Origin of the sequence: Nordella sp. HKS 07 (assembly GCF_011046735.1) — a bacterium.
In the GTDB taxonomy this organism is placed as follows: Bacteria; Pseudomonadota; Alphaproteobacteria; order Rhizobiales; family Aestuariivirgaceae; genus Taklimakanibacter.
In genome coordinates this window covers 2,243,593-2,269,766 of the sequence record NZ_CP049258.1, presented here as the reverse complement: position 1 = coordinate 2,269,766, position 26,174 = coordinate 2,243,593, and the positions used below count along the sequence as shown (strand labels likewise).

Annotated in this window: 27 protein-coding genes; 16 read left to right on the top strand and 11 right to left on the bottom strand. The window is 62.9% G+C overall.

Going from position 1 to position 26,174, the window contains the following annotated elements; genetic code table 11:
• Nucleotides 1-125: 125 nt before the first annotated feature.
• The 4 genes from G5V57_RS10635 (at nucleotide 126) to G5V57_RS10620 (ending at nucleotide 4,457) form a co-directional block, all read left to right on the top strand.
• Complete coding sequence (locus tag G5V57_RS10635; RefSeq protein ID WP_165167472.1) at nucleotides 126-1,409, top strand: ABC transporter substrate-binding protein; 1,284 nt, start codon at nucleotides 126-128, stop codon at nucleotides 1,407-1,409.
• 175 nt (nucleotides 1,410-1,584) lie between these two features.
• Nucleotides 1,585-2,472, top strand: coding sequence for a carbohydrate ABC transporter permease (locus tag G5V57_RS10630; RefSeq protein ID WP_165167471.1), 888 nt, complete (start codon nucleotides 1,585-1,587; stop codon nucleotides 2,470-2,472).
• Entirely contained in the window at nucleotides 2,469-3,356 is an 888-nt protein-coding gene (locus tag G5V57_RS10625) for a carbohydrate ABC transporter permease (protein WP_165167470.1), read from the top strand. Before G5V57_RS10630 ends, G5V57_RS10625 begins: the two co-directional genes overlap by 4 nt.
• A gap of 27 nt (nucleotides 3,357-3,383) precedes the next feature.
• Entirely contained in the window at nucleotides 3,384-4,457 is a 1,074-nt protein-coding gene (locus tag G5V57_RS10620; protein WP_165167469.1) for an ABC transporter ATP-binding protein, read from the top strand.
• Here G5V57_RS10620 and G5V57_RS10615 read toward each other — a convergent pair.
• From G5V57_RS10615 to G5V57_RS10605, 3 genes are read right to left on the bottom strand one after another with little or no spacing between them, the layout of a single operon-like run.
• Nucleotides 4,452-5,141: a rhomboid family intramembrane serine protease gene (locus G5V57_RS10615; protein ID WP_165167468.1), complete on the bottom strand. Its 690-nt coding sequence runs from the start codon at nucleotides 5,139-5,141 to the stop codon at nucleotides 4,452-4,454. The genes G5V57_RS10620 and G5V57_RS10615 overlap by 6 nt on opposite strands.
• Nucleotides 5,141-5,725 carry a cob(I)yrinic acid a,c-diamide adenosyltransferase gene (locus tag G5V57_RS10610; RefSeq protein WP_165167467.1) on the bottom strand — a complete coding sequence of 195 codons (585 nt, stop codon included), beginning with the start codon at nucleotides 5,723-5,725 and terminating at the stop codon, nucleotides 5,141-5,143. The genes G5V57_RS10615 and G5V57_RS10610 overlap by 1 nt, the downstream gene beginning before the upstream one ends.
• Before the next feature lie 20 nt (nucleotides 5,726-5,745).
• Nucleotides 5,746-6,597 (bottom strand): LysR family transcriptional regulator, encoded by an 852-nt coding sequence (locus tag G5V57_RS10605; RefSeq protein WP_206530302.1) that lies wholly within the window; start codon nucleotides 6,595-6,597, stop codon nucleotides 5,746-5,748.
• Nucleotides 6,598-6,706: 109 nt separating this feature from the next.
• Here G5V57_RS10605 and G5V57_RS10600 point away from each other — a divergent pair, with 109 nt between their 5' ends.
• Nucleotides 6,707-8,224: an MFS transporter gene (locus G5V57_RS10600; protein ID WP_165167465.1), complete on the top strand. Its 1,518-nt coding sequence runs from the start codon at nucleotides 6,707-6,709 to the stop codon at nucleotides 8,222-8,224.
• A 222-nt stretch (nucleotides 8,225-8,446) separates the two neighbouring features.
• Here G5V57_RS10600 and G5V57_RS10595 read toward each other — a convergent pair whose 3' ends face one another.
• Genes G5V57_RS10595 through G5V57_RS10585 form a run of 3 tightly spaced genes read right to left on the bottom strand, consistent with a single transcriptional unit; the run spans nucleotide 8,447 to nucleotide 11,636 of the window.
• Nucleotides 8,447-8,890, bottom strand: coding sequence for an FtsX-like permease family protein (locus G5V57_RS10595; RefSeq protein ID WP_165167464.1), 444 nt, complete (start codon nucleotides 8,888-8,890; stop codon nucleotides 8,447-8,449).
• Nucleotides 8,887-10,956, bottom strand: a complete 2,070-nt coding sequence (locus G5V57_RS10590) for an ABC transporter permease (protein WP_165167463.1) — start codon at nucleotides 10,954-10,956, stop codon at nucleotides 8,887-8,889. Before G5V57_RS10590 ends, G5V57_RS10595 begins: the two co-directional genes overlap by 4 nt.
• On the bottom strand, nucleotides 10,953-11,636 hold the full coding sequence (locus G5V57_RS10585; RefSeq protein WP_165167462.1) for an ABC transporter ATP-binding protein: 684 nt from the start codon (nucleotides 11,634-11,636) through the stop codon (nucleotides 10,953-10,955). The genes G5V57_RS10590 and G5V57_RS10585 overlap by 4 nt, the downstream gene beginning before the upstream one ends.
• Nucleotides 11,637-11,721: 85 nt before the next feature.
• On the opposite strand from G5V57_RS10585, the gene G5V57_RS10580 reads away from it, so the two are divergent.
• The 4 genes from G5V57_RS10580 (at nucleotide 11,722) to G5V57_RS10565 (ending at nucleotide 14,086) form a co-directional block, all read left to right on the top strand.
• Complete coding sequence (locus G5V57_RS10580; protein WP_165167461.1) at nucleotides 11,722-12,348, top strand: arylesterase; 627 nt, start codon at nucleotides 11,722-11,724, stop codon at nucleotides 12,346-12,348.
• Between the two features lie 80 nt (nucleotides 12,349-12,428).
• Nucleotides 12,429-12,971, top strand: a complete 543-nt coding sequence (gene thpR, locus G5V57_RS10575) for an RNA 2',3'-cyclic phosphodiesterase (RefSeq protein ID WP_165167460.1) — start codon at nucleotides 12,429-12,431, stop codon at nucleotides 12,969-12,971.
• Between the two features lie 2 nt (nucleotides 12,972-12,973).
• Entirely contained in the window at nucleotides 12,974-13,267 is a 294-nt protein-coding gene (locus G5V57_RS10570; RefSeq protein WP_165167459.1) for a 4a-hydroxytetrahydrobiopterin dehydratase, read from the top strand.
• Between the two features lie 81 nt (nucleotides 13,268-13,348).
• On the top strand, nucleotides 13,349-14,086 hold the full coding sequence (locus G5V57_RS10565) for a Bax inhibitor-1/YccA family protein (RefSeq protein ID WP_165167458.1): 738 nt from the start codon (nucleotides 13,349-13,351) through the stop codon (nucleotides 14,084-14,086).
• An 83-nt stretch (nucleotides 14,087-14,169) separates the two neighbouring features.
• Here the strand turns inward: G5V57_RS10565 and G5V57_RS10560 are convergent, their stop codons facing one another.
• Nucleotides 14,170-14,472, bottom strand: coding sequence for a DUF2794 domain-containing protein (locus G5V57_RS10560; RefSeq protein WP_371744765.1), 303 nt, complete (start codon nucleotides 14,470-14,472; stop codon nucleotides 14,170-14,172).
• A 688-nt stretch (nucleotides 14,473-15,160) separates the two neighbouring features.
• Here G5V57_RS10560 and htpG point away from each other — a divergent pair.
• Nucleotides 15,161-17,056: a molecular chaperone HtpG gene (gene htpG, locus G5V57_RS10555; protein ID WP_165167457.1), complete on the top strand. Its 1,896-nt coding sequence runs from the start codon at nucleotides 15,161-15,163 to the stop codon at nucleotides 17,054-17,056.
• A gap of 25 nt (nucleotides 17,057-17,081) precedes the next feature.
• Here the strand turns inward: htpG and G5V57_RS10550 are convergent, their stop codons facing one another.
• Together G5V57_RS10550 and G5V57_RS10545 are read right to left on the bottom strand one after the other, a co-directional pair.
• Nucleotides 17,082-17,411, bottom strand: coding sequence for a hypothetical protein (locus G5V57_RS10550; protein ID WP_165167456.1), 330 nt, complete (start codon nucleotides 17,409-17,411; stop codon nucleotides 17,082-17,084).
• 189 nt (nucleotides 17,412-17,600) lie between these two features.
• Nucleotides 17,601-18,791 (bottom strand): TMEM43 family protein, encoded by a 1,191-nt coding sequence (locus G5V57_RS10545; protein ID WP_165167455.1) that lies wholly within the window; start codon nucleotides 18,789-18,791, stop codon nucleotides 17,601-17,603.
• A 191-nt stretch (nucleotides 18,792-18,982) separates the two neighbouring features.
• Between G5V57_RS10545 and leuC the strand changes: the two genes are divergently transcribed.
• From leuC to G5V57_RS10525, 4 genes are all read left to right on the top strand, one after another.
• Complete coding sequence (gene leuC, locus G5V57_RS10540; protein ID WP_165167454.1) at nucleotides 18,983-20,386, top strand: 3-isopropylmalate dehydratase large subunit; 1,404 nt, start codon at nucleotides 18,983-18,985, stop codon at nucleotides 20,384-20,386.
• A 226-nt stretch (nucleotides 20,387-20,612) separates the two neighbouring features.
• Nucleotides 20,613-20,780: a hypothetical protein gene (locus G5V57_RS10535; protein ID WP_165167453.1), complete on the top strand. Its 168-nt coding sequence runs from the start codon at nucleotides 20,613-20,615 to the stop codon at nucleotides 20,778-20,780.
• On the top strand, nucleotides 20,768-21,175 hold the full coding sequence (locus tag G5V57_RS10530; protein WP_165174008.1) for a metallopeptidase family protein: 408 nt from the start codon (nucleotides 20,768-20,770) through the stop codon (nucleotides 21,173-21,175). The genes G5V57_RS10535 and G5V57_RS10530 overlap by 13 nt, the downstream gene beginning before the upstream one ends.
• Nucleotides 21,175-21,390 carry a hypothetical protein gene (locus tag G5V57_RS10525; protein ID WP_165167452.1) on the top strand — a complete coding sequence of 72 codons (216 nt, stop codon included), beginning with the start codon at nucleotides 21,175-21,177 and terminating at the stop codon, nucleotides 21,388-21,390. Before G5V57_RS10530 ends, G5V57_RS10525 begins: the two co-directional genes overlap by 1 nt.
• On the opposite strand, the gene G5V57_RS10520 is transcribed toward G5V57_RS10525, so the two are convergent.
• Nucleotides 21,375-22,457, bottom strand: a complete 1,083-nt coding sequence (locus G5V57_RS10520; RefSeq protein WP_165167451.1) for a nitronate monooxygenase family protein — start codon at nucleotides 22,455-22,457, stop codon at nucleotides 21,375-21,377. The genes G5V57_RS10525 and G5V57_RS10520 overlap by 16 nt on opposite strands.
• 29 nt (nucleotides 22,458-22,486) lie before the next feature.
• The gene (locus tag G5V57_RS10515; protein WP_210256115.1) at nucleotides 22,487-24,178 is read right to left on the bottom strand and encodes an NAD(P)/FAD-dependent oxidoreductase; all 1,692 of its coding nucleotides are present in this window, start codon (nucleotides 24,176-24,178) and stop codon (nucleotides 22,487-22,489) included.
• Between the two features lie 242 nt (nucleotides 24,179-24,420).
• Between G5V57_RS10515 and leuD the strand changes: the two genes are divergently transcribed.
• Both leuD and leuB read left to right on the top strand, forming a co-directional pair.
• On the top strand, nucleotides 24,421-25,026 hold the full coding sequence (gene leuD, locus G5V57_RS10510; RefSeq protein ID WP_165167450.1) for a 3-isopropylmalate dehydratase small subunit: 606 nt from the start codon (nucleotides 24,421-24,423) through the stop codon (nucleotides 25,024-25,026).
• Between the two features lie 34 nt (nucleotides 25,027-25,060).
• Nucleotides 25,061-26,170, top strand: coding sequence for a 3-isopropylmalate dehydrogenase (gene leuB / locus G5V57_RS10505; RefSeq protein ID WP_165167449.1), 1,110 nt, complete (start codon nucleotides 25,061-25,063; stop codon nucleotides 26,168-26,170).
• Nucleotides 26,171-26,174 lie beyond the last annotated feature (4 nt).

Sequence of the window (26,174 nt, the reverse complement as noted above, 5' to 3'; positions counted from 1 at the left end):
GGTTGCAAGTGATCACAATCGGTCACTATAGTACCGGAGCTGGCCTCACTCAACGAACAATAAAAGGCCGCGACCGCCCCCGTTCCCCGAAGGGCGGCACCATCAGGAGAGGAAAGGGATATGCGATGAAAATCATCAAAAAGCTCCTTGCCGGCATGGCCATCGCCGGCACCGCCGCGCTCGCCCAGCCCGCCTGGGCCGAAGATCTGACACTGGAATTCGTCGTCTGGAACTATTCGCTGGACACGATCCAGGACAATGTCCGCCAGTTCGAGGCGGCCAATCCCGGCATCAAGGTGAAGGTGACGGACTATACATGGCCCGATTACCAGGACAGCCTGATCCTGCGTTTCCGCGGTAACACGCAGACCGACGTCATCTATGGCGGCCAGGACTGGCTGCCGGCCTGGGCCGCCGCGGGCTTCGTCGCGCCGCTCGAGGACATCGCGCCCAAAGGTGCGGTCGATGATCTCAAGAAGGACATTGCCGGCTTCGCGCTCAGCGACATGACGTACAAGGGCAAGCTCTACGGCCTGCCCTATTACGCCGACACGATCTCGTTCATTTACAACAAGAAGATCCTGGACGATGCGGGCATCAAGGTGCCCGAGACCTGGGAAGACGTGACGGCGGCGGCCGAGAAGCTGAAGGCTGCCGGCATGGAGCGCCCGATCGTCTATGAGTATAATCAGGAGCTGCCGAACTTCTTCGACGCCTTCGTGGCGCAGTCCTATGGCCGCGGCGCCGATCTCTTCGATGCCGAGCAGAAGGCCGTGTTCAGCGATCCGCAGAACGGCGCCTACAAGCAGCTCGAATGGCTGGCGGATGCCTTCGCCAAGGAGCTGGTGCAGCCGGAGACGCATGAATCGAAGATCATCCCGGCGATGAATACCGGCAAGCACGCCTTCACCGTCGTCTACAATTACGTGTTGGCGGCGATGAACAACAAGGCCGACCAGCCGCGGGCGGGCGAATTCGCGCTGGCGCCGATGCCGGGCTCGGCCCATTCGACGCTCGGCTTCTCGAAATTCTACGCGGTGACCGCCAAGACAGCGGCCGACCCCAAGCGCGCCGAAGCGGCCTGGAAATTCATCAACTTCATGGCCGGCAAGCCCTATACGGTGGCGAAACGCTGGGCGGCTGAAAAAGGCCTGGGCTTCGGCCAGCTTCCGCTCTTCGAAGATCCGGCCGTCATCGAGCCGTGGGGCAAGTGGATCGACGTGCCGACCTTGAGCAAGCAGGTGGCGACCGCCAAGGCCGGCACCTGGACGGAATGGAGCGCCGTATGGTCGGCCTATTTCCGCCCGCTGCTCGCCAAGGCGATGGTCGGCCAAGCGAGCGTCGCCGACACGATGAAGGATGGCGCTGAGCGCTGGAATACGCTTCGCGATCAATTCGCCAAGCAGTAGCCTTACCGGGCGCGGGATGCGAAAAAGTGGATACCGGTTTTTCGTACGAATCCCGCGCTAATATATAGGAATCGATCACGTTTATGAGTTTGGATTGTTCCAATCCAAACTCATCGTGATCTAGAGGACAGCCTTCCGGCCGTCCCCCGTCCTTTCGCGAGCAGGCCGCCGTCCCATGTGGAGCATCCATCGCTATCCGATCGCCTGGCTGCTGCCGGCGCTTCTGCCGGTCGCCTTCATCACCATCTATCCGATCGCGCAGGCGTTATGGACCAGTCTGCATCAGGTGATGATCCTGTTTCCGGCCGAGCCCTATGTCGGTCTCGACAATTACCGCCGTGTGGTGACGAGCGACTATTTCGCCGACGCGTTGAAGAACTCTCTGCTCTTCACCGCCATCGCGGCACCCTGGGTGGTGATCCTCGGCGTCGCCATCGCGCTCTTCCTGCAACGCCGCTTCTTCGGTTCGCAGGTCATCCGCTCGATCGTGCTGCTCCCCTGGGTGCTGCCCGGCGCCATCAGTGCGGTGCTCTGGATCTGGGTGTTCCATCCGAGTTTCGGCGTGCTCAACGGGCTGCTCAGGAGCCTCGGCCTCATCGATGAGTCGATCCCCTGGCTCACCTCGCCCCATCTGGCACTTTATGCGGTCGTCGTCGCCCATGTGTGGACGCAGATCCCCTTCGCCGTGGTGCTCATCATGGCGGCGCTCTCGGCCATCAATTCGGAAGTGCTGGAAGCGGGCCAGCTCGACTGCCGCAGTCCCTATGGACGCTTCCGCCATATCGTCTTCCCCGAGATCAAGGCGATGGTGGTGGTGCTCCTCGTCTATAACGCGCTCACCGCCTTCACGAGCTACGATCTCGTCTATGCCATGACGGGCGGCGGTCCCGGCACGGCGACGACCCTGCTGTCCTTCCAGATCTGGCGCGAGAGCTTCTCGATGTATGATTTCGGCGCCGGCTCGGCCGTCGCCTTCATCGTCGTCCTCATTTCGGGCGCGCTCATCATCGCCATCACGCGTGCCCTTCCCTCCGATCTCTTCGCCAGGGAGGAGGTCCCGTGAAGCGCCGGCACAACCCGATCCTCACCTTCCTCTTCGCCGGCCTCATCCTTTTGTTCACCGGCGGCCCCGTGGCCCTGTCGCTGATCGGCAGCGTGGTGCCCGACCGCGTGCTTCTCAATTCCGATGCCGGCCTCTTCGACGAGGGCATCAATTTCGAGACCTATCGCTATGTCTTCACCGGCGAGCTGCCGTCGGCCTATCTCACCGAAGGCGCCAACCGGGCGATGATCTCGGATGCGGCGCGGCAGGTGCCGCAAAGCCTGTGGAACAGCACCGTCGTCGCCTTCGCCGCGATGATCCTCAATCTCCTGCTCGGCGCCCCCGCCGCTTTCCTGTTCGCGCGCTACACGTTCCCGGGCAAGAAACTGAGCTTCCTGTTCCTGATCCTCAGTCCCCTGGTGCCGACGGTGGCGCTCGTGACACCCATCTATATGAGCCTGCAGGCGGCGGGCCTCGTCGGCACGCAGCTCGGCATCATCCTGGTGCACACCGCCAAGGCGCTGCCTTTCACGGTGCTGATCCTCTCGGTGTTTTTCCGCAAGATGCCGGCCGAGCTCTTCGAGGCGGCGATGCTCGATCACTGCTCGCGCTTCCAGGCTTTCACCCGCATCGCGGTGCCGCTGGCGCTGCCTTCGATCGGTGCCACCGGCCTCTTCGCCTTCATGCTCTCTTATTCGGAATACATGTTCTCGATGGTGCTGTCGGGTGATGCCCAGACGCGGCCCGTCTCAGTCGTCATGGCGGCGCTCGCGCGCAACACGGACGTCTCCTGGAGCCTGCTCAATACCGGCATCTTCATCGCCATCGTGCCGACCTTGCTGCTGGTGGCGCTGATCTGGCGCTTCGTGGTCGAGGACCTGCTCAACGGCTCGGTCAAGGGATGAGGACCGTCAAAACTGAGGAATGGAAGATTGGCATCGGTTGAACTCGAACAGGTGAGCAAATCCTTCGGCAAGACCGAAGTGATCAAGGACATGTCGCTCACCATCAAAGAACGTGAGCTCGTCGTCTTCGTCGGACCGTCCGGCTGCGGCAAGTCGACCTTGTTGCGGCTGATCGCCGGGCTCGAGGATATGAGCGCCGGCACCTTGCGCATCGGCGGCAAGGTCATGAACGACACGCCGGCTGCCGATCGCGGCGTCGCCATGGTGTTCCAGTCCTATGCGCTCTATCCGCATATGACGGTCGCGGAAAATATGGGCTTCGCGCTCAAGATGATCGGTACGGCCAAGGCGGAAATCGACCGCAAGGTGGAAGAGGCGGCCGATATTCTCGATCTGCGCGATCTCTTGCAGCGCAAGCCGCGGCAACTGTCGGGCGGACAGCGCCAGCGCGTCGCCATCGGTCGCGCCATCGTGCGCAAGCCCGACGTTTTCCTGTTCGACGAGCCGCTTTCCAATCTCGATGCTGAATTGCGCGCCCGCATGCGGGTCGAGATCGCGCGCCTCCACAAGGATCTTAAAACGACGATGATCTATGTGACGCATGACCAGGTCGAGGCGATGACGCTCGCTGACCGCATCGTGCTCCTGAACAAAGGCCGTATCGAGCAGCAGGGGGCGCCGCTCGAGCTCTATGAGGCGCCGGCGAACAAATTCGTCGCCGGCTTCCTCGGCCAGCCGAGAATGAACCTCATCGCCGTCACCACGGCTCGGGAGAATGGCGGCACGGCTCTGCGTCTCGGGGATGCGGTCATCGGAAGCGTTTCCGGCGCCGCGGACAAGGCGGTGACCCTGGGCCTGAGGCCCGATGCGGTGGAGCTTCACACGACCGCGCGGGCCGGCGCCATTGCGGGCCGGGTGATCGTCGCCGAGCAGCTCGGCACCAGCACGCTGCTGCATGTCCAGCTTGCGGGTGTGACTGAACTCGTTACCGTCGAATGGCGCGGCAAGTCTGCGCACAAGGCCGGCGCCGATATCTGGCTTGCGCTCGACCCTGCCAAAGGTCATCTCTTCGACGCCAACGGCAAGCGCCTGGCTCTATAACGATGTTTTGACCAGGAGCCGCGAGCGCAACACGAAGGTGAGGATGAGGCCGGCGAGGAAGCCGCCGATATGGGCCCACCAGGCGACCTGGAGCTCGTCCTCGCTGGCGATGAAGATGCTCAGAAGCTGCAGCGCGAACCAGCCGCTCAAGGCCCAGAAGGCCGAAATGGGCAAAGGGATACGCATGAAGAGCAGGATCCAGACACGCGCTCTGGGATAGAGCAGCAGATAGGAGGCGAGCACGCCCGATACCGCGCCCGAGGCCCCGATGAGCGGCGCGGCCGAGTCCGGCTGCATCAGCGTGTGCAGCATGCCGGCGGCGATGCCGCACAGCAGATAGAACAGCAGGAAGCCGAAATGACCGAAGGCGTCCTCGACATTGTCGGCGAAGACCCAGAGGAAGGCCATGTTCGATATCAGATGCATCCAGCCGCCATGCAGGAACTCATAGGTAATGAGAGTGAGCGGCTCGGGCACCGGATTGTTGAAGGGGCCGGTATCGACCGCATGAAGCAGTTCGACCGGCACGACGCCATAGCCCGTCGCCATCGCCCACAAGGCCTGCTCACCGGTGAAGGCGCCGGTGATCAGGAACATGGTGACATTGATGACGATGAGGGCGCCGGTCACATATTGGAACCGGATGACCCGCAACGGCGTATTGTCATGAAGCGGAACGAACATCAGCGATTGGCGCCCTTGACCCAAAGCACGTCGCCGTCACCTTGCGCGTTCACCCAGCGGCTGGCGACGAAGAAGAAATCCGACAGACGATTGACGAAGGTGAGCACGCCATCGCTCACATCCTCTTTGGGGTCGGCTGCGAGCTCGACGATGAGCCGCTCGGCGCGCCGGCACACGGTGCGGCAGAGATGCAAGTGCGCGGCGGCAGGATGGCCGCCCGGCAGCACGAAAGAGCGCAAGGGCTTGAGGCTGGCATTCAGCTCATCGATCTCGGCCTCGAGCCGCTCGGTCTGGTGCGCCGTCATGCGCAAAGGCTCATAGCCCAGATCCTGGCCGGTATCGGGCACGCAGAGATCGGCGCCCAGATCGAAGAGATCGTTCTGGATGCGGCCCAGCATCGCATCGAGGCGGGCGAACTGCGCCTCCCTGGTGTGGAGCCGGGCGATGCCGAGCGCGGCGTTCGTCTCGTCCACCGTGCCATAGGCCTGGATGCGCAAATGCGTCTTCGGCACGCGCTCGCCGGAGCCGAGCGCTGTGTCACCCTTGTCGCCGGTGCGCGTATAAATGCGGTTGAGTACGACCATGCTATTCCCTTGTCAGCCCCTCATACTACCCGATGTTCGCGAAAGGCAGTGGCCAGAATCTTGAGGGCCGCGCGCGACCTCGCATCGATCAGGGTCGAATGAAGCACGATCTGCGAGGAGGGCAGAAGCGGCAGACCGAGTTCCCTGCCCACTTCGACGATACCCGCGGGGGCCACGCGGTAAGTCAAAGGCGCCACGGCGAGGCCGGCCGATACGGCAGCGACGATCGCAGGTATGCCGCCGCCGACGAATGTCTCGGTCCAGGCGATGCCGGCCGCATCGAGGGTGCGCGTCGCCATGATCCGTTCCAGACAGGTCGGCGCGAAGGACGCGAGACGCAAGGGCGTGCCTTCAGGCCAGGTGAAGCCCGGCGCGGCGAACCAGCCGAAATGCTCCTGCGTCAGCACTTCGCCGTCACGCCGGTCATCCTCGCGGCGCACGATCACCGCATCGAGGACGCCCTTGTCGAAAGCATCGATCAGATTGCGCGACACGTCGATCCTGACTTCGATCACAAGCGAAGGATCATGGGCATGCAGCCTCGCCAGCAGAGTCGGGAATTCGGCGCCCGCCACATGATCGACGAAACCAACTGCGAGCCGCCTTGGCGTCGCCGACAGGCCGGCGACGGCGCGCTCATGGGCGGCGATGAATTCGCGCGCGGCGCACAGGAAGGCGGCCCCCCTGACGGAGGGGCGCACCAGGCGCGGCGTCCTTTCGATGAGCCGTAAGCCGAGCCGGTCTTCCAGCCGCTTGAGCTTCACGCTGATCGCTGCCTGGGTGGTGCCCAATGTCTCGGCCGCTCTTGTAAAGCTGCGCAGATCGGCCACCATTACGAAGGCCTGCACCGATTCCACATCCAGCGTTACCATTCTATTCATGCTGATTTGTTATCTCTGAAATAGGTAATCATCCTATTTTTATATAGTCAAGGTCCGACTATCTCTCCCCCACCGCAGCTTTCGAACCGGGGGACACCGCATGAGCCTTGATCAATCCCGAAACAACATGATCGCGCTGGCCGCCACCTGTCTGGCGGCTCTGATGGTCGGCCTGGAGATATCCAGTGTGCCGGTGATCCTGCCGACGCTCGAGCGGGTATTCGGCGCCGACTTCCAGGACATGCAGTGGATCATGAACGCCTACACGATTGCCTGCACAACCGTGCTGATGGCGACCGGCACGCTGGCCGACCGGTTCGGGCGGCGGCGCGTTTTTGCCGCAAGCACACTTGCCTTCGCCGTCACGTCGCTGCTCTGTGGCGTGGCGCCCAACGCTTTCCTCCTGATCGTTGCCCGGTTCGCACAAGGCATGGCCGGCGGGGCGATGTTCATCTGCACCATCGCGGTCCTGTCGCATCAGTTCCAGGAAGGCCGGGAACGCGGCCGGGCCTTTGCGATCTGGGGCGTCGTCGCCGGCATCGGCCTGGGCTTCGGGCCGGTCATTGGCGGCGTGATCATCGCCCTCTCGACTTGGCAATGGGTCTTCCTGGTGCATGTGCCTTTGGCGGCCGTGACGCTGATCCTGACCCGGGCCGGCGTGCGCGAATCGCGCGATCCCGAAGCCAAGCATCTCGATATGCTCGGCATCGACACGCTGACAGCGTCCGTTTTCTGCCTGACCTTCTACATCACGCAAGGCGCCGATCTCGGCTTCGGCAGCCTCTCAGGGCTTGCCATTCTCGCGGTGGCGGCGGTGAGCTTCGTCGCCTTCATCTTTGCCGAGAACCTCAATCCCCATCCGATGTTCGACTTCTCGGTGTTCAAAGTGCGCAATTTCTCCGGCGCAATCATCGGCTGCATCGGCATGAACTTCAGCTACTGGCCGTTTATGATCTATCTCCCGATCTATTTCACCATCGGTCTCGGCTATGACAGCACCGTCACCGGCCTGGTGCTGCTCGCTTACACGGTACCGTTCCTGGTCATGACACCGGTGGCGCAATATCTGCTCCATCGGTATGGCGCGCGCACCGTCATTCCGCTCGGCCTGTTTACCATCGGTCTGGGTTTCCTGCTGATGCGCTTCGGCAGCGCCCTTCTCGAGGCCAGCTGGCTGACCATACTGCCGGGCGCCTTGCTGGCCGGCATCGGCATCGGCCTGACCAGCACGCCCGTCACCGATACGACCACCGGATCGGTCTCGGCCGACCGCGCCGGCATGGCGTCCGGCATCGATGCCAGCGCCAGGCTGATCGCGCTCGCCATCAATATCGCCGTGATGGGCTTCGTGCTGGTGGAGGGCGTGCTCGCTCACTTGAAGAGCGCGCTGCCGCCCGCGCTCGATGCCATCGAATTGCGCTCGCTTGCGCGAGGCATCGCCGCGGGCAGCGTGACGTCGCTGGATCAGAAACTCCCCGTCGCACCGGACGCCCTCCTGAATGAGGCGCTGACCCATGGCTTCGGCTGGGTCATGCTCTATGGCGGAATCGGCGTCTGGATCCTGGCGGCGCTCAGCTTCGTGATCTTCAGCCCGGCGAAGAAGCGCTGCCCGCTCTAGCTTAGCGCGGGATGCGAAAAAGTGGATACCGGTTTTTCGCAAGAAGCCCGCGCAAACATATAGGAATCGATCACGTTTATGAGTTTGGGTTGGTTCAACCCAAACTCATCGTGATCCAAAGCGTAATGCCCATGGAAGGAGCCGCCATGACGCTTTTCCTTTGCGCATGATCTTTCCGGAAAACCACTTGGCACTCTTCCGGATCATGCTCCCTGAAAGATGTCACTCGTCCCTGAGGATCGGCGCCGGCTTGGCGGTGAGCGCCCGCCAGGTGACCGCGAGGCCCGAGGCAATCGCCAGCACCATGGCGAGAAGCGCGGTCGAGATCGCCGTCAGCCAGGAGAAGCTCCACGGCATCTCCAGGATCCAGAAGCTCAGGAACCAGGAGGCGAGCGCTCCCACCGTGATGCCGAAAAGCGCGGAAGCCAATCCCAATATGCCGTATTCGATGATGAAGGCCTGGATGAGCTCGATCCTGGTCGCGCCATAAGTCTTGAGCACCACGGCGTCATAAAGCCGCCCGGCGAGACCGGCGCTCAGCGCGCCCGCCAGCACCAGGATGCCGGTGACGAGGGTGAGCGCATTGGCGCCGCGGATGGCGGCGAGCATCTGGGTCAGGAGTTCGGTGACGGTCGCCACCACGTCCTTGACGCGGATCGCGGTCACGGTGGGGAATGCCCGCGACACGGTGTTGAGAAGCTGGCCCTCGTCTCCCCCGACATCTCGACGGTCACGATGTTCTGATGCGGCGCCTTGCTCAGCGTGTTGGGCGTGAAGATCATCAGGAAGTTGATGTCGAGCGAGCGCCAGTTCACCTTTCTGAGGCTCGCGATCTTCGCCGTGATATCGCGGCCCAGCACATTGACGGTGATGTCGTCGCCGACTTTGAGATCGAGGCCCTGGGCCACTTCATCGACGAAGGAGACGAGCGGCGGTCCTTGATAATCGGCGGGCCACCACGCCCCATCGGTCAGCGTCGAGCCCTGCGGCAAGTCGCTCGCATAGGTCAGGCCGCGATCGCCGCGCAGGGCCCAGGCGGTATCGGGCGATGACTTTACCTTGTCGACGGTTATCCCCTTCACATTAGTGATCCGTCCCCGGAGCATCGGCGCCGTCTCGACGGCGGTGACGCCCGGCTGCTTCGTCACGAGATCGAGAAAGGCCTGCTTCTCGTCATTGCGGACATCGAGGAAGAAGAAGGAGGGAGCGCGGTCGGGAATGCCGGATGTGAGCTCGGTCGAGATGGTGCGGTCGGTGAGCGCCAGCGTCACGAAGAGGGTGAGGCCGAGACCCAGCGCGAGAATGACCGAGATCGCGGCCGAGCCCGGGCGGTGCACATTGGACAGCGCATAGCGCCAGATGGCGCTTTTCGGCCGCGGCAGCTTGCGGGTCAGCTGGACGATCGCGGCGGCGAGGCCCAGCAGGACGATGAAGCTGCCGGCAAGCCCGCCCAGATAGATGCTGGTGATGCGGGCATCGGCGAAGCTCGCATAGACGAGCCCGGCCAGAGCCGCGAGGGAGAGCACGATGGTGATCAGCGCACCCCAGCCAGGCCAGCCGCCGAAGGCCACCACATGATGACGGAAGAGGGCGGAGGCCGGCACGTGGCGGGTGCGGGCGAGTGGCCACATGGTGAAGGCGATGGTGACGAGAAGGCCGAAGATGGCGGCGAGCGCCAGAGGGCGCGGCTCGATGCCGGCCGTCAGCGGCAACGGGATCAGATCGCCGATCGTCGCCTTGGCGATGGCCGGCGCCACGGCGCCGAATGCCAGGCCGATGGCGATGGCGAGCACAGCCACCGCCAGGATCTCGGTCAGATAGATGCCGGTGATCAGGCGCTGGGTAGCTCCTAAGCATTTGAGCGTGGCGATCGATTCGGTGCGGCGGCTGATGAAGGCACTCGCCGCATTGGCGATGCCGGCGCCGCCGATGATGAGGGCGGTGAGGCCGACGAGCGTCATGAAATAGGAAAGCCGCTCGATATATTGATCCGCCCCCGGCGCGGCGCTGCCGCGGTTGCGCACCCGCCAGCCGGAATCGCGATGATCCTCCTGCGCCTCGCGCACCACCTCGCGCACCTCGGCGAGACTCGTGCCCTCCGGCATCTTCACGCGGTATTTCCAGGTGATGAGACTGCCCGGTTGGATGAGGCCGGTGGCCCGCAAGGAGGCCTCGCTCATCAAAACGCGCGGACCCAAAGCCAGACCATCCGAAATGCGATCGGGTTCGGTTGTGATGGTGGCACGGATCGCGAAATCCTTGTCGCCGATGCGGAGCCGATCGCCGGTCTTGAGGCCGAGCCTTTCGAGCAGGATCGGATCGACGGCGACGCCGTCATCGGCGACGAATTTCCCGATGTCGCCGGAAGGAGAGAGAGCGAGTGCGCCATAGAGCGGATAGAGATCGTCGATGGATTTGATCTCGACCAGCGTCGTCATGTCGTTGCCGCGCGCCATGGCGCGCAGAGAGCCGACTTTCGAGACCGTGCCCTTGCTCTGCAGGAAAGCCATTTCGGCCGGTGTCGTCTCGCGGTGGATGAGCGCAACTTCGACATCGCCGCCGAGCAGCGGCTGGCCCTGCTCGACGAGGCCGCGATCGATGGCGGCGCCGAGCGATCCGACGATGGCGATGGCCGCGGTGCCGAGCGCCAGGCAGATGAGGAAGATCCAGAAGCCCTGGAGCCCTGAGCGCAGGTCGCGCCAGGCATAGGTGAGCCAGAGCTTCGGCCTCATGGCTGGGCGCCCGACACGATGCGCCCGTCGCGCACGGAGGCGACCCGGTCGCAGCGCTGCGCCAGAGCCGGGTCATGGGTAATGAGGATGAGCGTCGTGCCGTCCTCCCGCTTCACCGTGAAGAGCAGGTCCATTATGGCCTGGCCGGTGTCGAGATCGAGATTGCCGGTCGGTTCGTCGGCGAGGATGATTTTGGCGCCCGACGCCAGAGCGCGGGCGATGGCGACGCGCTGCTGCTCGCCGCCGGAAAGCTGGCTCGGATAATGCGTGAGCCGATGGCTTAAGCCTACCCGCTCCAGATGCGTCCTGGCCAATGCGAGAGCGTCCGCCACGCCCTTGAATTCGAGCGGCACGGCGACATTCTCGAGCGCCGTCATGGTCGGGATCAGATGGAAGGACTGGAAGACGATGCCGATCGTGTCACGGCGGAAGCGGGCCAGCGCGTCTTCGTTCTTGCCCACGAGCGCCGTGCCGTTGACGGTGATGGTGCCGGAGCTCACGCGCTCCAGCCCGGCGATCACCATCAGCAAGGTGGTCTTGCCGGAACCGGAAGGCCCGACAATGCCCAGCGCTTCGCCGGGTGCTACGGATAGGTCCATGCCGCGCAGGATCTCGACGGGACCGGCGCGGCTGGCAAGGGTGAGGCGGACATCTGCAAGGGAAACGATCGGAGTGGGCATCCGGCCTAGATGGGAGAAGAGGCCTGAATTGTCCATACGAGGTCGTGACTTGCCGTTGTCACAAGGCGTTCCTACCTAATCAGGCATGCGATTCGGGTTCCTCGCCTTCTGCCTCAGCCTCATCCTCGCCTACTCCCCGCTGCAGGCGCAAACGCTCCGTATCCTGGCTTTCGGCGACAGCCTGACCGCCGGTTTGGGTGTAGATCCGGCCGACGCCTTCCCGGCCAAGCTCGAAGCCGCACTCAAGGCCCGCGGTCACGATATTGTGATCACCAATGCCGGGGTATCCGGCGACACCAGCACGGCCGGAGCCGAACGCCTGGACTGGGCGCTGGACGGCAAGATTGACGGCATCATCCTCGAGCTCGGCGCCAATGACGCCTTGCGCGGAATAGATCCTCAGCAGACGGAAAAGGCGCTCGATCAGATCCTCACCGAGCTTCAGAAGCGCAAGCTGCCGGTGCTCTTCGCCGGCATGCTGGCGCCGCGCAATCTCGGTCCCGACTATGGGAACAAATTCGACGCGTTGTTCCCGCGCCTCGCCCAGAAACATGGCGTGCTCTTTTACCCCTTCTTCCTCGACGGCGTCGCCGCCGAGCCGGCGCTCAATCAGCCGGACGGGCTCCATCCCAACAGCAAAGGAGTGGACATGATCGTCTCTCGAATCCTTCCGATCACGGAAGACCTGCTCAAGCAGGTTTCCTCCAAATAACCCCTTTTTTTCTGCACGAATCGCGTTAGCGTAGGACTGCTTACGCGACCAACGAGCTCCGCATTGAAAGGAGGCCCGCCATGCCGCGACTTTTTACTGGTGTCGAAATCCCGACCGACGTTGCCTTCGAGCTAGAGCTCATGAAAGGCGGCATCTGGGGCGCACGCTGGATCGACCGGGACTCCTATCACATCACTCTGCGCTTCATCGGCGACATAGACGACGGATTAGCCCGTGAAATCGCGGCTGAACTCGATGCCGTGTCGGCGAAGCCCTTCACGCTGAGGCTGAAAGGCATCGGCGCATTCGGCGGCAACAAACCGCATTCGCTTTATGCGAGCGTGGCGGAGTCGCCGGAGCTCAGACGGCTGCAGAGCACGCATGAGCGTATCTGCCAGATGCTTGGGCTTCCGCCCGAGCAGCGCAAGTTCACGCCGCATGTCACACTGGCGCGACTGCGCGATACGACGCTTGATCACGTGCATCGCTTCATCGCGGCGCACAGCCTGTTCGCCAGCCGCTTCTTCGAGGTCGATCGCTTCGTGCTGTTTTCATCCAGACCATCGCGCGGCGGCGGACCTTATGCGGTCGAGGAGGCCTATGCGTTGGGCGCTGCCTTCTAGCCATGCGTGACAGACTATCGCCCGAACAACGCACGCAGGCCCTGAATAGCCTTCCCGGCTGGAGCCTGGTCGAGGGCCGCGAGGCAATCACCCGGAGCTTCAAGTTCAAAAACTTCAGCGAGGCCTTCGGCTTCATGGCGAGAGCGGCGCTCGAGGCGGAGAAGATGGACCACCATCCGGAATGGTCGAACGTCTACAACAAAGTGGACGTGGTGCTCGCCACCCACAGCGCCGGGGGTGTCACGGAGCTCGATATCGAGCTTGCCGGAAGGATGGACCTGATCGCGAAGTTGTGAGAGAGTTCAATGTCTTGACGGTGGGGTGGGGAGACCCCATATGCGAGCCGTGTTACGATTTTTCCTGGAGGGAGCACCTAAATGGCTGATGTGAGATTTCAAAACCAGGCGCCGACCCGCGCCGGTACACAGGCCGAGATAGATCAGGGCCTCAGGTCCTATATGCTCGGCGTTTACAACTACATGGCGTCCGGCCTCGCGGTCACGGGCGCGGTGGCGGCCGGCACCTTTATGCTGGCGGTGCAGAACGGCCAGCTGACCCCCTTCGGTCAGATGCTGTTCGCCTCGCCGCTGATGTGGGTGTTCGTCCTGGCGCCGGTGGCGCTGGTGTTTTTCCTGTCCTTCCGCATCCATGCGATGAAGGCAGCCACGGCCCAGCTCACCTTCTGGATCTATGCGGCCCTCAACGGCGTCGCCTTCTCGACCTTGGGCCTCGTCTATTCCGGCAGCAGCATTACCCGGGTGTTCTTCATCTCGGCGGCGACCTTCGGCGCCTTGAGCCTGTGGGGCTATACGACCAAGCGTGACCTCACCGGCTGGGGCTCATTCCTGTTCATGGGCCTCATCGGCATCATCATCGCCAGCCTCGTCAACCTGTTCTGGCCGAACGGGGCTCTGCAGTTTGTGATCTCGGTGGTCGGCGTCCTGGTCTTTGCGGGCCTCACCGCCTATGACACCCAGAAGATCAAGGAGATGTATCTCGAGGCCGATGATGGCGAGACCATGAGCAAGAAGATTCTCATGGGCGCGCTCAGCCTCTATCTCGACTTCATCAACCTGTTCCTCATGATGCTCAGGCTGTTCGGCAATCGCGAATAGTCCTGACCCAGACGTTGAAACGGCCCCGGATGGAAACATCCGGGGTTTTTTTGTTGGCTGCGAAGTTAGAGAGCCGGTACGACTCACACCGTCACGAGCTTGGGCCGGCCGAACAGCACGCGCAGCACCTGCGCCAGGTCATGGCCACGCCTCAGGATCATGCCGCTCTGGGCAATGACAGCATAGGCGCCCTGGCGGCGGGCGAGCGTCATGTCCTTGACGATGCGGTAGAGCGGCATCTCGCTGGTGCGCCGGTAGATCGAGAAGGTCGCGGTATGGATGTCGAAATCCATCGCGTAGTCGCGCCATTCGCCTGCGGCGACTTTCGATCCGTAAAGATTGAGAATAATATTGAGCTCTTTCCGGTCGAAGGCCGTCTTCTTCACCGGCGGGCTGGTGTCCCGAGGTTCCGGACGCGGGCCAGCTGCACGCGACCGGAAGGAAACTATCGGCTCGAAATCGCTCACCTTGATGTCCGCGACTCCTTTCAGTAACCCAAATGATGGACCGGGATCACCGGCTTGGCAAGCATGCCGTGCTCGCCCTCAATCAACTTGTTGGAATCGATGAGTTTCAGACGTGTTGGAGCGGTGAACTTACCTTAACTGCCGGCAATCAAAGTTTCACATTGCCGCCGCAATCCGGCCCTTTCGGAGACATGTTGGCTGGGCACACTCCAATCGTTGCCTCAATGGCCCGGCTGGTGCGAAGCATCGGAAATCTCAGCCCCCCAGCCCCCCGTAGCCAAGTGCCGCCGGGCCAATACCATCTCCCCTTCTGTGAGTAGAGGCGTAGTTGAGAGTTCGCGGCCGGTGGAAACACTGGCCGCTTCTTTTTTGCGATTAGCCCCGCTAGAGCGTCGGACGCTCACATGGAATCGGTCCGGCGCTCTAACTCTTTGTTTTGCGCATCGGATTATCCGAAAACCGCTTATCACTTTTCGGTCCGATGCTGTAGCCAGCACATCGGCCCGAAAAGTGATAAGCGGTTCTTGGGGAAGCCGACCAAGTCATGACTTGACGGACAGCCGGCTCTTCCCCAAATCCCTGCCGAAAATCCGCAGAAGGGCTGAAAATGGCTGAGAAGAAGAAGGCGAAAGCCGGCGAGACACATTCCCACAATTTCCAGGCGGAAGTCGCCAAGCTCCTGCACCTGATGGTGCATTCGGTCTATTCCGACCGCGACGTCTTCCTACGCGAGCTCATCTCCAACGCCGCCGACGCCCTCGACAAATTACGCTACGAGGCAATCGCCAAGCCGGAACTCCTTGCCGGCGCGCCCGACCTCGCCATCACCGTCACGCCCGACAAGACGGCCAAGACTCTCACCGTCGCCGACAATGGCATCGGCATGAGCGAGGAGGAGCTCGTCGACAATCTCGGCACCATCGCCAAGTCCGGCACCCAGGCTTTCATGGAACAGGCCAAGGCCGATACGGACAAGGGCGGTATCCATCTCATCGGCCAGTTCGGCGTCGGCTTCTATTCGTCCTTCATGGTGGCGCAGAAGGTCGAGGTGATCTCGCGCAAGGCGGGCGCGGACGAGGCCTTCACCTGGACGTCGGATGGCAGCGGCACCTTCACCGTGACGCCGGTCAAGCCGGAAGAGGCGCCTCAGCGCGGTACGACCATCGTCCTCCACCTCAAGGAGGATGCGCTCGAGTTCCTCGAGGACTGGAAGATCGAGGAAGTGGTGCGCGCCTATTCCGACCATATCGCGCATCCGATAAGGCTCGCGGCGGGACCGGAAACGACGCGCCAGATCAACGCCGCCTCGGCGATCTGGACGCGCGCCAAGGCCGACATCACGCCCGATCAGTACAAGGAATTCTTCGGCCATATCACCGGAGCCTATTCCGATCCGGCGCTGACGCTGCATTACAAGGCGGAAGGGCGCAACGAATATACGGTGCTGCTCTTCGTGCCGGGCGAGAAGCCCTTCGACCTCTATGATCCGGAGCGGCGCGGCCGCCAGAAGCTCTATGTGCGCCGTGTCTTCATCACCAGCGACGCCGAGTTGCTGCCGGCCTACTTGCGCTTCGTGCGCGGCGTCATCGACAGCGAGGACATGCCGCTCAATATCTCGCGCGAGATGCTGCAGCACAACCCGCAAGTAGCGGCGATCCGCAAGGCGGTCACCAACAAGGTCCTGGCCGAACTGAAGAAGTGTTTCGAGGCCGAGCCCGAAAAGGCAGCCAAGATCTGGGAGGCCTTCGGCCCGGTGATCAAGGAAGGCCTCTATGAAGACATGGAGCGGCGCGATCAGCTGTTCGAGATCGCGCGTTTCAACACGACGAAGCGCGAAAACGTGACACTCAAGGACTATGTCGCCGATCTGAAAACCAACCAGACGGCAATTTATTATCTGACCGCCGAGGATATGGCCAAGGCCAAGGCCAGCCCGCAGCTCGAAGGATTCCGCGCCCGCGGGATCGAGGTCCTGCTGCTCACCGACGCGGTGGACAGCTTCTGGGTTCGCATGGCGCTGGGCTTCGACGGCAAACCCTTCAAGTCGGTGACGCAAGGGGCGGCCGATCTCGATCTCATCCCGCTCGAGAAGGAAACGCCGAATCCGGACACGGATGAGGGCGCCACCGCCGCCCTCATCGCCGTCATCAAGCAGACGCTTGGCGACCAGGTCGCCGACGTCCGCAAATCGGCGCGCCTCACCGACAGCCCGGTTTGCCTCGTCGCCAGCGACCAGGGCCTGGATCGCACGCTGGAGAAATTGCTCACGCGCCAGGGCACGACGGATGTGAAGGTCACCGCGCCCATTCTCGAAATCAATGCCGGCCACGCGCTCATCCAGGCGCTGGCCGAGACCGCGAAGAAGAACGGCGCCTCGTTGGAACTCGGCGATGCTTCGGGCCTACTCCTCGATCTCGCCCGCGTCATGGATGGCGAGCGCGTCGCGGACCCGGCAAAATTCGCCGGTTCGGTCAGCGCGCTGATGCAGAAAGCCTACGGGTGAGCCTCAGCGTAAAGCTGATGCGCGGTCAAAGACTGAAGGGGGTGGGGCCGGTGTTCCGCCTTATGAACAGGATCTTCTCGAACCGGATGCCGCCGCCGCCGATCTTGTGACCGCAGAATGGCAACTTCCCGTTGGCGGGAGTGAACTGGCTGATGGTCGTCGCGATGTCGCGGGGAATGTCCCCGTCGCCATCAGTCCTGGCGAAGACCGGCATGTCGGGCCGCAGCTGGGTCAGACCTGAGCCCAGGACGGATTGAGCGACAGCGGTCAGCCGAGGGGCTGCGAGGGAACCGACAATTGAGGTAGCGCCGACAAGGCCGGCTAGCGACAGGACGATCAGATGGCGGGGAATCATGGATCCGATAAGGCCACGGCATTGTGGCGGACTTGCGATGGGCCCACCCGGCGTTTAGCGCGGGATGCGAAAAAGTGGATACCGGTTTTTCGCAAGAATCCCGCGCCAATATAAGAATCGATCACGTTTATGAGTTTGGATTGACGCAATCCAAACTCATCGTGATCTAGGCCGGGTGGGGTGCCGGGATCAGCTTGCAGCAAGTGCCGGTGCTGATTTGGCGCGCGCCTTGCCGCGATACCAGAGGAAACCGGCAATGAGGACGCCTGTGGCCAGGATCGCCAGGCCCCAGAGCGGGCGGTAGTAGAACCAGCCCAGCGCGATGGCGAGCGAGCCGAGGAGTGCCGTCAGCAGGAAGGCGATGAGCCCGGTGCCGAAGCGCACCACATCGCCGAAGACCGGGATCACGTCGCCAGCGACACCGAAGATGCGCAGGATGAGCGAGAAGCCGATCAGCAGCAGCACCAAGCCCGCCGCGCGCAGGACCCAGGTGACGATCGTGTTGCCGGTCTGCGCATCGGCGAACATCTGCGCGGCGCTCACAATGCCGGCCTGGGTCAGGAAGATCGTCTGGCCGTTCGAGGTGACATAGTCGGTGAAACCATTGCCCTTCTGGGCGCCGGCGGCGCTGACTTGCGGAAGATGGGCGGCGTCGTAGGAGATGCGCAGATCGCCGATCCAGGGCTGGTCGAGATTATAGCCGATGAAGACCCGGCCCTGATCGATGCGGGCCGAACGGGTGGGCGCCACGCGGTCCTTGATGCGCGCCGCATCGGCCTCGGCCAGGGCAATCGCCTTGCGCTCGCCGAGGCCGCCGATCTGTTCTCCGGTCAAGCTGAAAGCGCCGAGATCGCCCGACGCCACCGGGAAGTCACCCGACTTGATCGGCATCGCCGGATTGCCATGGCCGTCCGGCACCTTGAATTTCGAAGAATCGACCGGCTCGCTCGACCAGTCCTTGCTGTATTCGTATGTCGTGACGGTCTCTTCGCCGCCACCGAGCTTGGTCTTGGTCTCGGAGCGTGACGTTTCCTGCCACTGATACATCTCGACCTTGCGGATGAGACGCACGGCGCCTTCGGCCGAAACACCGAGATCGGCATCGGCTGGCGTGCCTTTGGGCGCGAAGGCGCCGGCAATATGGACCAGCCTGCCCTCATTGGCGGGGTCGACTCTGGCCACATCGATGGCGATGATCGAGCCCGCCCCTTCGGTCAGGGCACGGTAAGTCTTGATCGCCCGGCCCTCGTTCCAGAACAGGAGAACGAGTGACGCGGCGACGAGGACGAGGCCGACCAGAATGCCGGTCAGTGCCTCCTTCAGCCGTCCGAACCAGGAGGTCCTTGTGGTCTCGCGAAAGGTGTTGTTGGCTTGCGCCATGATTTCTCCCTGGGAATCACTTCCGCCCCGTTCGGGCGGGGCGCTGTCTTTGCAGCAGAAAATGGCGTAGGGGAAGCAGGAGGACGCCCATGCGGCGGCGGCAGGCTTGCTTCCAGGCTTTGGGGGTTTGACTCCCTGAGTCCAGGCGCTAAATACCCGAAAAACACCCTAACCCCCGGACAGGCAGGCCAATGGCACCGCGCACGCTCTACGACAAGATTTGGGACGATCATCTGGTGGATGAGCAGCCGGACGGCACCTGTCTCCTTTATATCGATCGCCATCTCATTCACGAGGTGACGAGCCCGCAGGCATTCGAAGGACTGCGCATGTCGGGCCGGAAGGTCCGCCACCCGGAAAAGACGCTGGCCGTGGTCGACCACAATGTGCCGACCACTGACAGGAGCCACGGCATCGCCGAGCCGGAAAGCCGCGTCCAGGTCGAGACCCTTGCGCAGAACGCCAAGGATTTCGGCATCGAATATTACAACGAGCTCGACCGCCGCCAGGGCATCGTCCATGTGGTCGGCCCGGAGCAGGGCTTCACGCTGCCCGGCACCACCATCGTCTGCGGCGACAGCCATACCTCGACCCATGGCGCCTTCGGCGCGCTCGCCCATGGTATCGGCACGTCGGAGGTCGAGCATGTGCTCGCCACCCAGACGCTGATCCAGAAGAAGGCCAGGAACATGCTGATCCAGGTGGACGGCAAGCTGGCCCCGGGCGCCACCGCCAAGGACATCATCCTCGCCATCATCGGCGAGATCGGCACCGCCGGCGGCACCGGCTCGGTTATCGAATATGCCGGCGAAGCGCTGCGCGATCTGTCGATGGAAGGCCGCATGACGATCTGCAACATGTCGATCGAGGGCGGTGCGCGCGCCGGCATGATCGCGCCGGACGAAAAGGCCTATGCCTATCTGAAGGACCGGCCGAAATCGCCCAAGGGAGCCGACTGGGATGCGGCGCGCCGTTACTGGGATACGCTCAGGACCGATGACGGCGCCTTTTTCGACCGCGTGGTGAAGCTCGATGCGGCAGCGCTGCCGCCGATCGTCTCCTGGGGCACGAGCCCGGAGGACGTCGTCTCGGTCGCGGGCGCCGTGCCCAATCCAGACGATATCCAGGACGAGGGCAAGCGCCAGTCGAAATGGCGGGCGCTCGACTATATGGGCCTGAAGCCCGGCACGAAGATCACCGACATCCCGCTCGACATGATCTGGATCGGCTCCTGCACCAATGGCCGCATCGAGGATTTGCGCGCCGTCGCCCGGATCGTCGAGGGCCGGAAGATCCATGACCGGCTCAAGGGTATGATCGTCCCGGGCTCCGGCCTCGTAAAAGTCCAGGCCGAGCAGGAGGGGCTCGACAAGATATTCCTCGCCGCCGGCTTCGAATGGCGCGAGCCAGGCTGCTCGATGTGCCTCGGCATGAATCCGGACCAGCTCAAGCCCGGCGAGCGCTGTGCTTCGACCTCAAACCGGAATTTCGAGGGCCGCCAGGGTTATAAGGGCCGTACCCATCTGGTATCGCCGCAAATGGCGGCGGCGGCGGCCATAGCCGGTCACTTCGTCGACATCCGCAGCTGGAACTAAGTTCCGGCTCGGGCCTCAGGATTTGCTCCAAGATATTGATTTGGCGCGAGTCCTTTTGGGCGAAGTAATTCGACTTCGCCGGGATGCGCGCCAGGTAGCAGCTTGGTAACTGTCCCGTCGATTAACGGTTGATGAACGGGTTATTAAGGGTTATGTCATCGCCGAGGCGCTAAGGTTGATTCCACGTTCAACCTTTTTACTTCTGGGTGGCGGGGAGTTTCTTCAGGTGATTACTTCACAATCGGCGGACGCGCAGTTTCTGCGCAGGGTCCTCATAGGTCTTGTCATCCTGACGCTGGTGACCGGCTTCGTCGCGGCCTATACAACCGTGAACGCCATGACCGCCGAAGGAATAGACCTCTGCGAAGCCACCGGTTTTCTCTGCATGAGCTGAAGAGCCTCGAAGCGCCTTCGCTCGAGGACTTCGACGCGCTGGCCCAAGAGGCCTATGCGCGCCTGCCGCAGACCTTCCATCAGCTCACGGGCAATGTGATCATCCGGGTCGAGGATTTCCCGGAGGACGACGTGCTGCGAGATCTGAAGGCCGAAAGCGAGTTCGACCTGCTCGGCCTGTTTCAAGGCGTCGGCCTCGCGCATGGCGAGGAACTGGCCCATACGGGCGTGCTGCCCAATATGGTCTTCCTCTATCGCCGCCCCATCCTCGACTACTGGGCCGAGCACAAGGAAACGCTCGGCGCCGTCATCAGCCATGTCCTCATCCATGAGATCGGCCATCATTTCGGCCTCTCGGACGCCGATATGGAGCGCCTCGAGCGCGAGACGCCGTGATGAAGAAGAGCGATCGCGAAACAGAAGCCCGCGCGAGCCTGGATCGCCTTCACCAGCAGTCGGAGAAGCTTCTCGGCGCCGAGCCGCCGCCGCAGCAGCAGAACGAGCCGGACGACAAGATCGAAATCCTCGGCAAGCGCATCGCGCGCGTGCTGTCGATGATCATCATGATCGGGCTCATCCTCTATCTGTGGCGCACTTATCTCAGCGGCTGATCATTGAGCCTCGCGAAGACGGCGGCCGCCTCCGTCACATAACGCTCGACAAGTTCGGCCGCCGGCAGTTCCCGGTTGAGACGTGCCGCTTGTCCATAGAGCATGAATGACAGCTGGGCCGGTGCGGCTGCCGGCTGGAGAAGCGGTTCGCTCAGGTCATACATGGAGGGGAAGTCGGGAAGGCCGGTGCGCAGCCGCTCCATTTCGAGGGCGTAGTCGCTGCGGACCGCACGGGCGGCCCGGCCGGAAAAGGCGTCCGTCATCATCGTATCGGTCTCGGCCGCCTGGCGCAGCATCGCCCGTCTCGCCGCGTCGGTGCCGGCTTCCGGACAGGACAGGAAGCCGGTGCCGATCTGAACGCCACAGGCGCCGAGCATGAAAGCAGCGGCGATGCCTCTTCCATCGCCTATACCGCCGGCCGCCACCACGGGCAGGCGGACGGCATCGGCGACCTGCGGAACGAGGGCCAGCGTTCCGATGCCCTCGGCGGGTGCGCGCGGTGTGTGCGATCCGCGATGGCCGCCCGCTTCCCAACCCTGCGCGATGATCACATCGACGCCTGCCTGTTCCAGCGCGCGTGCTTCGGCGATGGTGGTCGCGGTGCTCAGCAACGTGATGTCCGCCGCCTTGAGCGCGGCAAGCAATGCCTTGTCAGGGACACCGAAATGGAAACTCACTACTTTGGGTTTGAGGCCAAGCACCAAAGCCAGGCGGTCGCTGTCAAAGCCCGGCCCGTGCGGCGCCTGCGTGACCACCGGCTCGGCGAGGCCGAGACGCCGATACCAGGGCAATAGCCTCTCACGTGTTCGCACGAAGACGTCCGAATCGGCGCGTGGTGCGGGATGCGCGAAGAAATTGAGATTGAAGGGGCGGTTGGTGGCGGCGCGCAGCGCCGCAACCTGCGTGGAGAGCTCGTCCGACGTCATCTCGGCGCAACCAAGCGATCCCAGCCCGCCGGCATTGCTGACCGCGGCGGCGAGTCCCGGGGTGGCCGAACCCGCCATGGGTGCCTGGATGATCGGATGTTCTATTCCAAGCACGTGACATAGACGGCGATCGGGCCACATGACAGCCTCCCCAGCCTGCAATGGTCTCGTCAGTCGGGCAGTTCGATCGGCTTCAACTCGTCATAACGGTCTCCGGGACCGGGATTGTCCTTAGGCGTCTCGCCACCCAGATGCCTGACGATGCCCCAGACCGCATTGAGCCCGGTCTGCACCGCACCCTCCACCCAACCCGGCGTCCAGGACACGCCGTCGCCCGCCATGAAGATTCCTTTCTCGTCGGGCGGCAGATCGTCCTGCATGAAATGGCAGTACATGCGGTGATTATAGCGGTAGTGGCCGGGCAACGCACCTTTGAAGGCGCCGAGAAAATTGGGGTCCGATTCCCAGGAAACCGTAATCGGATCGCCGATGATATGGCTTTCGATGTCGAGCCCGGGATAGACGCGCTTCAAGGCATCGAGCGCCAGCTTCACCCGCTTGTCGACGGGCAGCGGCAGCATCTTCATCGCATCGCTCATCCACGAATAGGAAAGGCAGATGACGCCGGGCTTGTCGTCGCCATTGTCGAACAGATAGGTGCCGCGGGTGAGGCGGTCGGTGAGCGTCATGCTCATCAAATCACGTCCGGTCCGCGGGTCCTTGTCCTTCCAGAAGGGCCGGTCGACCATCACGAAAGTCTTGGCCGACTGCATGAAACGGGTGCGGTCGAGCGCCATCCAGAGCTTCGGCGAGAAGATGCGCTCTTCGACCTGCATGTAAGTGGTGAGCAGCCAGCTGTGACAGGTGACGAGACAGGCGTCGAAGAACTTGGTGGCGCCCCAGCGGTCGGTGATGGCGAGATGGCCGGAGGGCGAGCGCGCGATCCTGACCACCGCCGGGCGCGGCGCTCCGGCATGGAGCTTCTCAAGCGACGTGCCTTTCGGCCAATGCACCAGCTTCTCCGGCGCGCGCTTCCACAGGCCGCGCGGCACCTGCTCGACGCCGCCCTGAATCCAGCGCTGGTTGTCGTCGCAATTGGTGACGACGACGCGCAGGATCTCCAACATCGAATTGGGATAGTCCGAATCCCAGCCGCCGGTGCCGAAGCCGACCTGGCCGAATATCTCGCGGTGATGGAAGGAGCGTTTGGCGAAAGCGGGCGAGGTGGCGACGAAATCATAGAAGCTGCGGTCGTCCCACAAAGGCACGAGCTTGTCCCAGATCGCCTTCAGGGCCTTGGCGTCGCGAGCGCGGATCGCCTTCTGCATGGCGCCGAACTGGGCCGAGTCCTCGAGCGCCTCGTACCAGGCGGCCGCCACTTCCTGGAAGATCGGCGGCAGGTCCGACTGCTTCTCGGCGTAATAGGTCTCGCCTTCGAGATCGATGACGGTCGAGGGCGATGCCTCGACCAGCGGATTGGGGAAGGGCTTGGATTGGAGACCGAGCAGGTCGGCATAGTGATAAAAACCGGTGCCCGAGACCGGGAAACGCATGCCGCCCAGCTCGGCGATGATGCCTTCGGCGCCTTCGAAGCTTTGCGAGCGCAGGCGTCCGCCGATGCGGCCGGCCTCGTAGATCACGGGCTTGAGCCCCATTTTCATGAGCTCATAGGCTGCCAGCATGCCCGACATGCCGGCGCCGATAATCGCCACTTCCTCGCCATGGCGGGCCTGCGGGATGCGCGCGAGCCCCGAGGGATGCTTGATCCAGTCGTCGAAGGGGAAGGGGAAATCCGGGCCGAACACCGTGATCGGGCGTTTATCGCCCGTTTCGGCCATTTGGGGAGCGTGGGGAGCCGTCATGCAGGTACCTCAATGGCCCATGCTAGCGCGCATCCCGGCGAAGTGGAATCACTTCGCCGAAAAGGATCTGCGCTAAATCAATATGTTGGAGCAAGTCCTCATTGCCAAAGTCTTCAACTTTGGCGGGATTTGCTCTAGCGTTGGGAACCACTAAAAACAAGGAACCGCAGGGGCTTGACGCGCCGGGGCTTCCCCCGCAGAAAGCCCCTTTCTTTCCGGCCCTTCGCAAGCGGAGCCTACTTATGCAGAAATTCGATACGCTAACGGGCGTCGCCGCCCCGCTCAACATCGTCAATGTCGACACCGACATGATCATCCCCAAGCAGTTCCTGAAGACGATCAAGCGCACCGGGCTCGGCAAGTCGCTGTTCTTCGAGATGCGCTATACCCAGGACGGCAAGGAGCTGCCCGATTTCGTGCTCAACAAGCCGGCCTATCGCAAGGCGCAGATCCTGGTCGCCGGCGACAATTTCGGCTGCGGCTCATCGCGCGAGCATGCGCCCTGGGCGCTGCTCGACTTCGGCATACGCTGCGTCATCTCCACGAGCTTCGCCGACATCTTCTACAATAACTGCTTCAAGAACGGCATCCTGCCGATTCAGGTTTCGGCCGAAGAGCTCAAGAAGCTGATGGACGACGCCGAGCGCGGCTCGAACGCCACGCTGTCGATCGACCTCCAGGCCCAGGAGATCCGCGGCCCCGACGGCGGCTGCATCAAGTTCGAGATCGATCCGTTCCGCAAGCACTGCCTGCTCAACGGCCTCGACGATATCGGCCTGACCATGGAGAAGAAGGCCTCGATCGATACCTTCGAAAGCAAGGCCGCGGCCGCCCGGCCCTGGCTCTGACCTCGTTTTTGATAACTTAAACGGAAAGTCCCGCATGTCCTCCTTCAATGTTCTGCTGCTGCCGGGCGACGGCATCGGCGCCGAAGTCGCCGGCGAAGTCGAGAAGATCATCACCTGGTTCTCGGCACAGGGCATCGCCAGGTTCGAGCTCGACCGCGGCCTCGTCGGCGGATCCGCCTATGACGCGCATGGCAAGGCCATTTCGGAAGCGGACATGGACAAGGCGCAGGCCGCCGATGCCGTGATCTTCGGCGCGGTGGGCGGACCCAAATGGGACAAGGTGCCTTATGACGTGCGCCCGGAAGCGGGTCTCCTGCGTCTGCGCAAGGATCTCGGGCTGTTCGCCAATCTGCGCCCGGCGATCTGCTATCCGGCGCTCGCCGATGCGTCGTCGCTCAAGCGTGAAGTGGTGGAAGGCCTCGATCTCCTCATCGTGCGCGAGCTCACGGGTGGCGTCTATTTCGGTGAGCCCAAGACGATCACCGATCTCGGCAACGGCCAGAAGCGCGGCGTCGATACGCAGGTCTATGACACGTTCGAGATCGACCGCATCGCACGCGTCGCTTTCGAGCTCGCCCGCACAAGGCGCAACAAGGTCTCCTCCGCCGAGAAGCGTAATGTGATGAAGACGGGCGTCCTGTGGCACGAGGTCGTCACCCGCCTGCATCAGGAGAGCTACAAGGACGTCGAGCTCGAGCATGTGCTCGCCGACAATTGCGCCATGCAGCTGGTGCGCTGGCCCAAGCAGTATGATGTGATTGTCACCGACAATCTGTTCGGCGACGTATTGTCGGACGTAGCGGCGATGCTCACCGGCTCGCTCGGCATGCTGCCTTCCGCGTCATTGGGCGCCACCGACGTCAAGAGCAAGCGGCGCAAGGCGCTTTACGAGCCGGTGCATGGCTCGGCGCCCGACATCGCCGGCAAGGGCCTCGCCAATCCGATCGCCATGATCGCGTCGTTCGGAATGGCGCTGCGCTATTCCTTCGGCCTCGGCGAATGGGCCGACAAAGTCGATCAGGCGATCGCCCAGGTCCTGGCCAAGGGCCTGCGCACCAAGGACATCGCGCAAGGCGCGGAGAAGACGATCGGCACCACCGAGATGGGCGCGGCGATCCTCGCCGAGCTCAAGGCAGCGGCTTGATTCG

Bases quoted from the DNA above. Each gene is read 5' to 3' on its own strand.
- G5V57_RS10600 (WP_165167465.1), top strand. From the start codon at position 6,707: ATGAGCCTTGATCAATCCCGAAACAACATGATCGCGCTGGCCGCCACC.
- htpG (WP_165167457.1), top strand. From the start codon at position 15,161: ATGGCTGAGAAGAAGAAGGCGAAAGCCGGCGAGACACATTCCCACAAT.
- leuC (WP_165167454.1), top strand. From the start codon at position 18,983: ATGGCACCGCGCACGCTCTACGACAAGATTTGGGACGATCATCTGGTG.
- leuB (WP_165167449.1), top strand. From the start codon at position 25,061: ATGTCCTCCTTCAATGTTCTGCTGCTGCCGGGCGACGGCATCGGCGCC.
- G5V57_RS10580 (WP_165167461.1), top strand. From the start codon at position 11,722: ATGCGATTCGGGTTCCTCGCCTTCTGCCTCAGCCTCATCCTCGCCTAC.
- G5V57_RS10615 (WP_165167468.1), bottom strand. From the start codon at position 5,141: ATGTTCGTTCCGCTTCATGACAATACGCCGTTGCGGGTCATCCGGTTC.
- leuD (WP_165167450.1), top strand. From the start codon at position 24,421: ATGCAGAAATTCGATACGCTAACGGGCGTCGCCGCCCCGCTCAACATC.
- G5V57_RS10520 (WP_165167451.1), bottom strand. From the start codon at position 22,457: ATGTGGCCCGATCGCCGTCTATGTCACGTGCTTGGAATAGAACATCCG.
- G5V57_RS10635 (WP_165167472.1), top strand. From the start codon at position 126: ATGAAAATCATCAAAAAGCTCCTTGCCGGCATGGCCATCGCCGGCACC.
- G5V57_RS10590 (WP_165167463.1), bottom strand. From the start codon at position 10,956: ATGAGGCCGAAGCTCTGGCTCACCTATGCCTGGCGCGACCTGCGCTCA.
- G5V57_RS10515 (WP_210256115.1), bottom strand. From the start codon at position 24,178: ATGACGGCTCCCCACGCTCCCCAAATGGCCGAAACGGGCGATAAACGC.
- G5V57_RS10630 (WP_165167471.1), top strand. From the start codon at position 1,585: ATGTGGAGCATCCATCGCTATCCGATCGCCTGGCTGCTGCCGGCGCTT.
- G5V57_RS10570 (WP_165167459.1), top strand. From the start codon at position 12,974: ATGCGTGACAGACTATCGCCCGAACAACGCACGCAGGCCCTGAATAGC.
- G5V57_RS10585 (WP_165167462.1), bottom strand. From the start codon at position 11,636: ATGCCCACTCCGATCGTTTCCCTTGCAGATGTCCGCCTCACCCTTGCC.
- G5V57_RS10605 (WP_206530302.1), bottom strand. From the start codon at position 6,597: ATGGTAACGCTGGATGTGGAATCGGTGCAGGCCTTCGTAATGGTGGCC.
- G5V57_RS10525 (WP_165167452.1), top strand. From the start codon at position 21,175: ATGAAGAAGAGCGATCGCGAAACAGAAGCCCGCGCGAGCCTGGATCGC.
- G5V57_RS10545 (WP_165167455.1), bottom strand. From the start codon at position 18,791: ATGGCGCAAGCCAACAACACCTTTCGCGAGACCACAAGGACCTCCTGG.
- G5V57_RS10610 (WP_165167467.1), bottom strand. From the start codon at position 5,725: ATGGTCGTACTCAACCGCATTTATACGCGCACCGGCGACAAGGGTGAC.
- thpR (WP_165167460.1), top strand. From the start codon at position 12,429: ATGCCGCGACTTTTTACTGGTGTCGAAATCCCGACCGACGTTGCCTTC.
- G5V57_RS10550 (WP_165167456.1), bottom strand. From the start codon at position 17,411: ATGATTCCCCGCCATCTGATCGTCCTGTCGCTAGCCGGCCTTGTCGGC.
- G5V57_RS10565 (WP_165167458.1), top strand. From the start codon at position 13,349: ATGGCTGATGTGAGATTTCAAAACCAGGCGCCGACCCGCGCCGGTACA.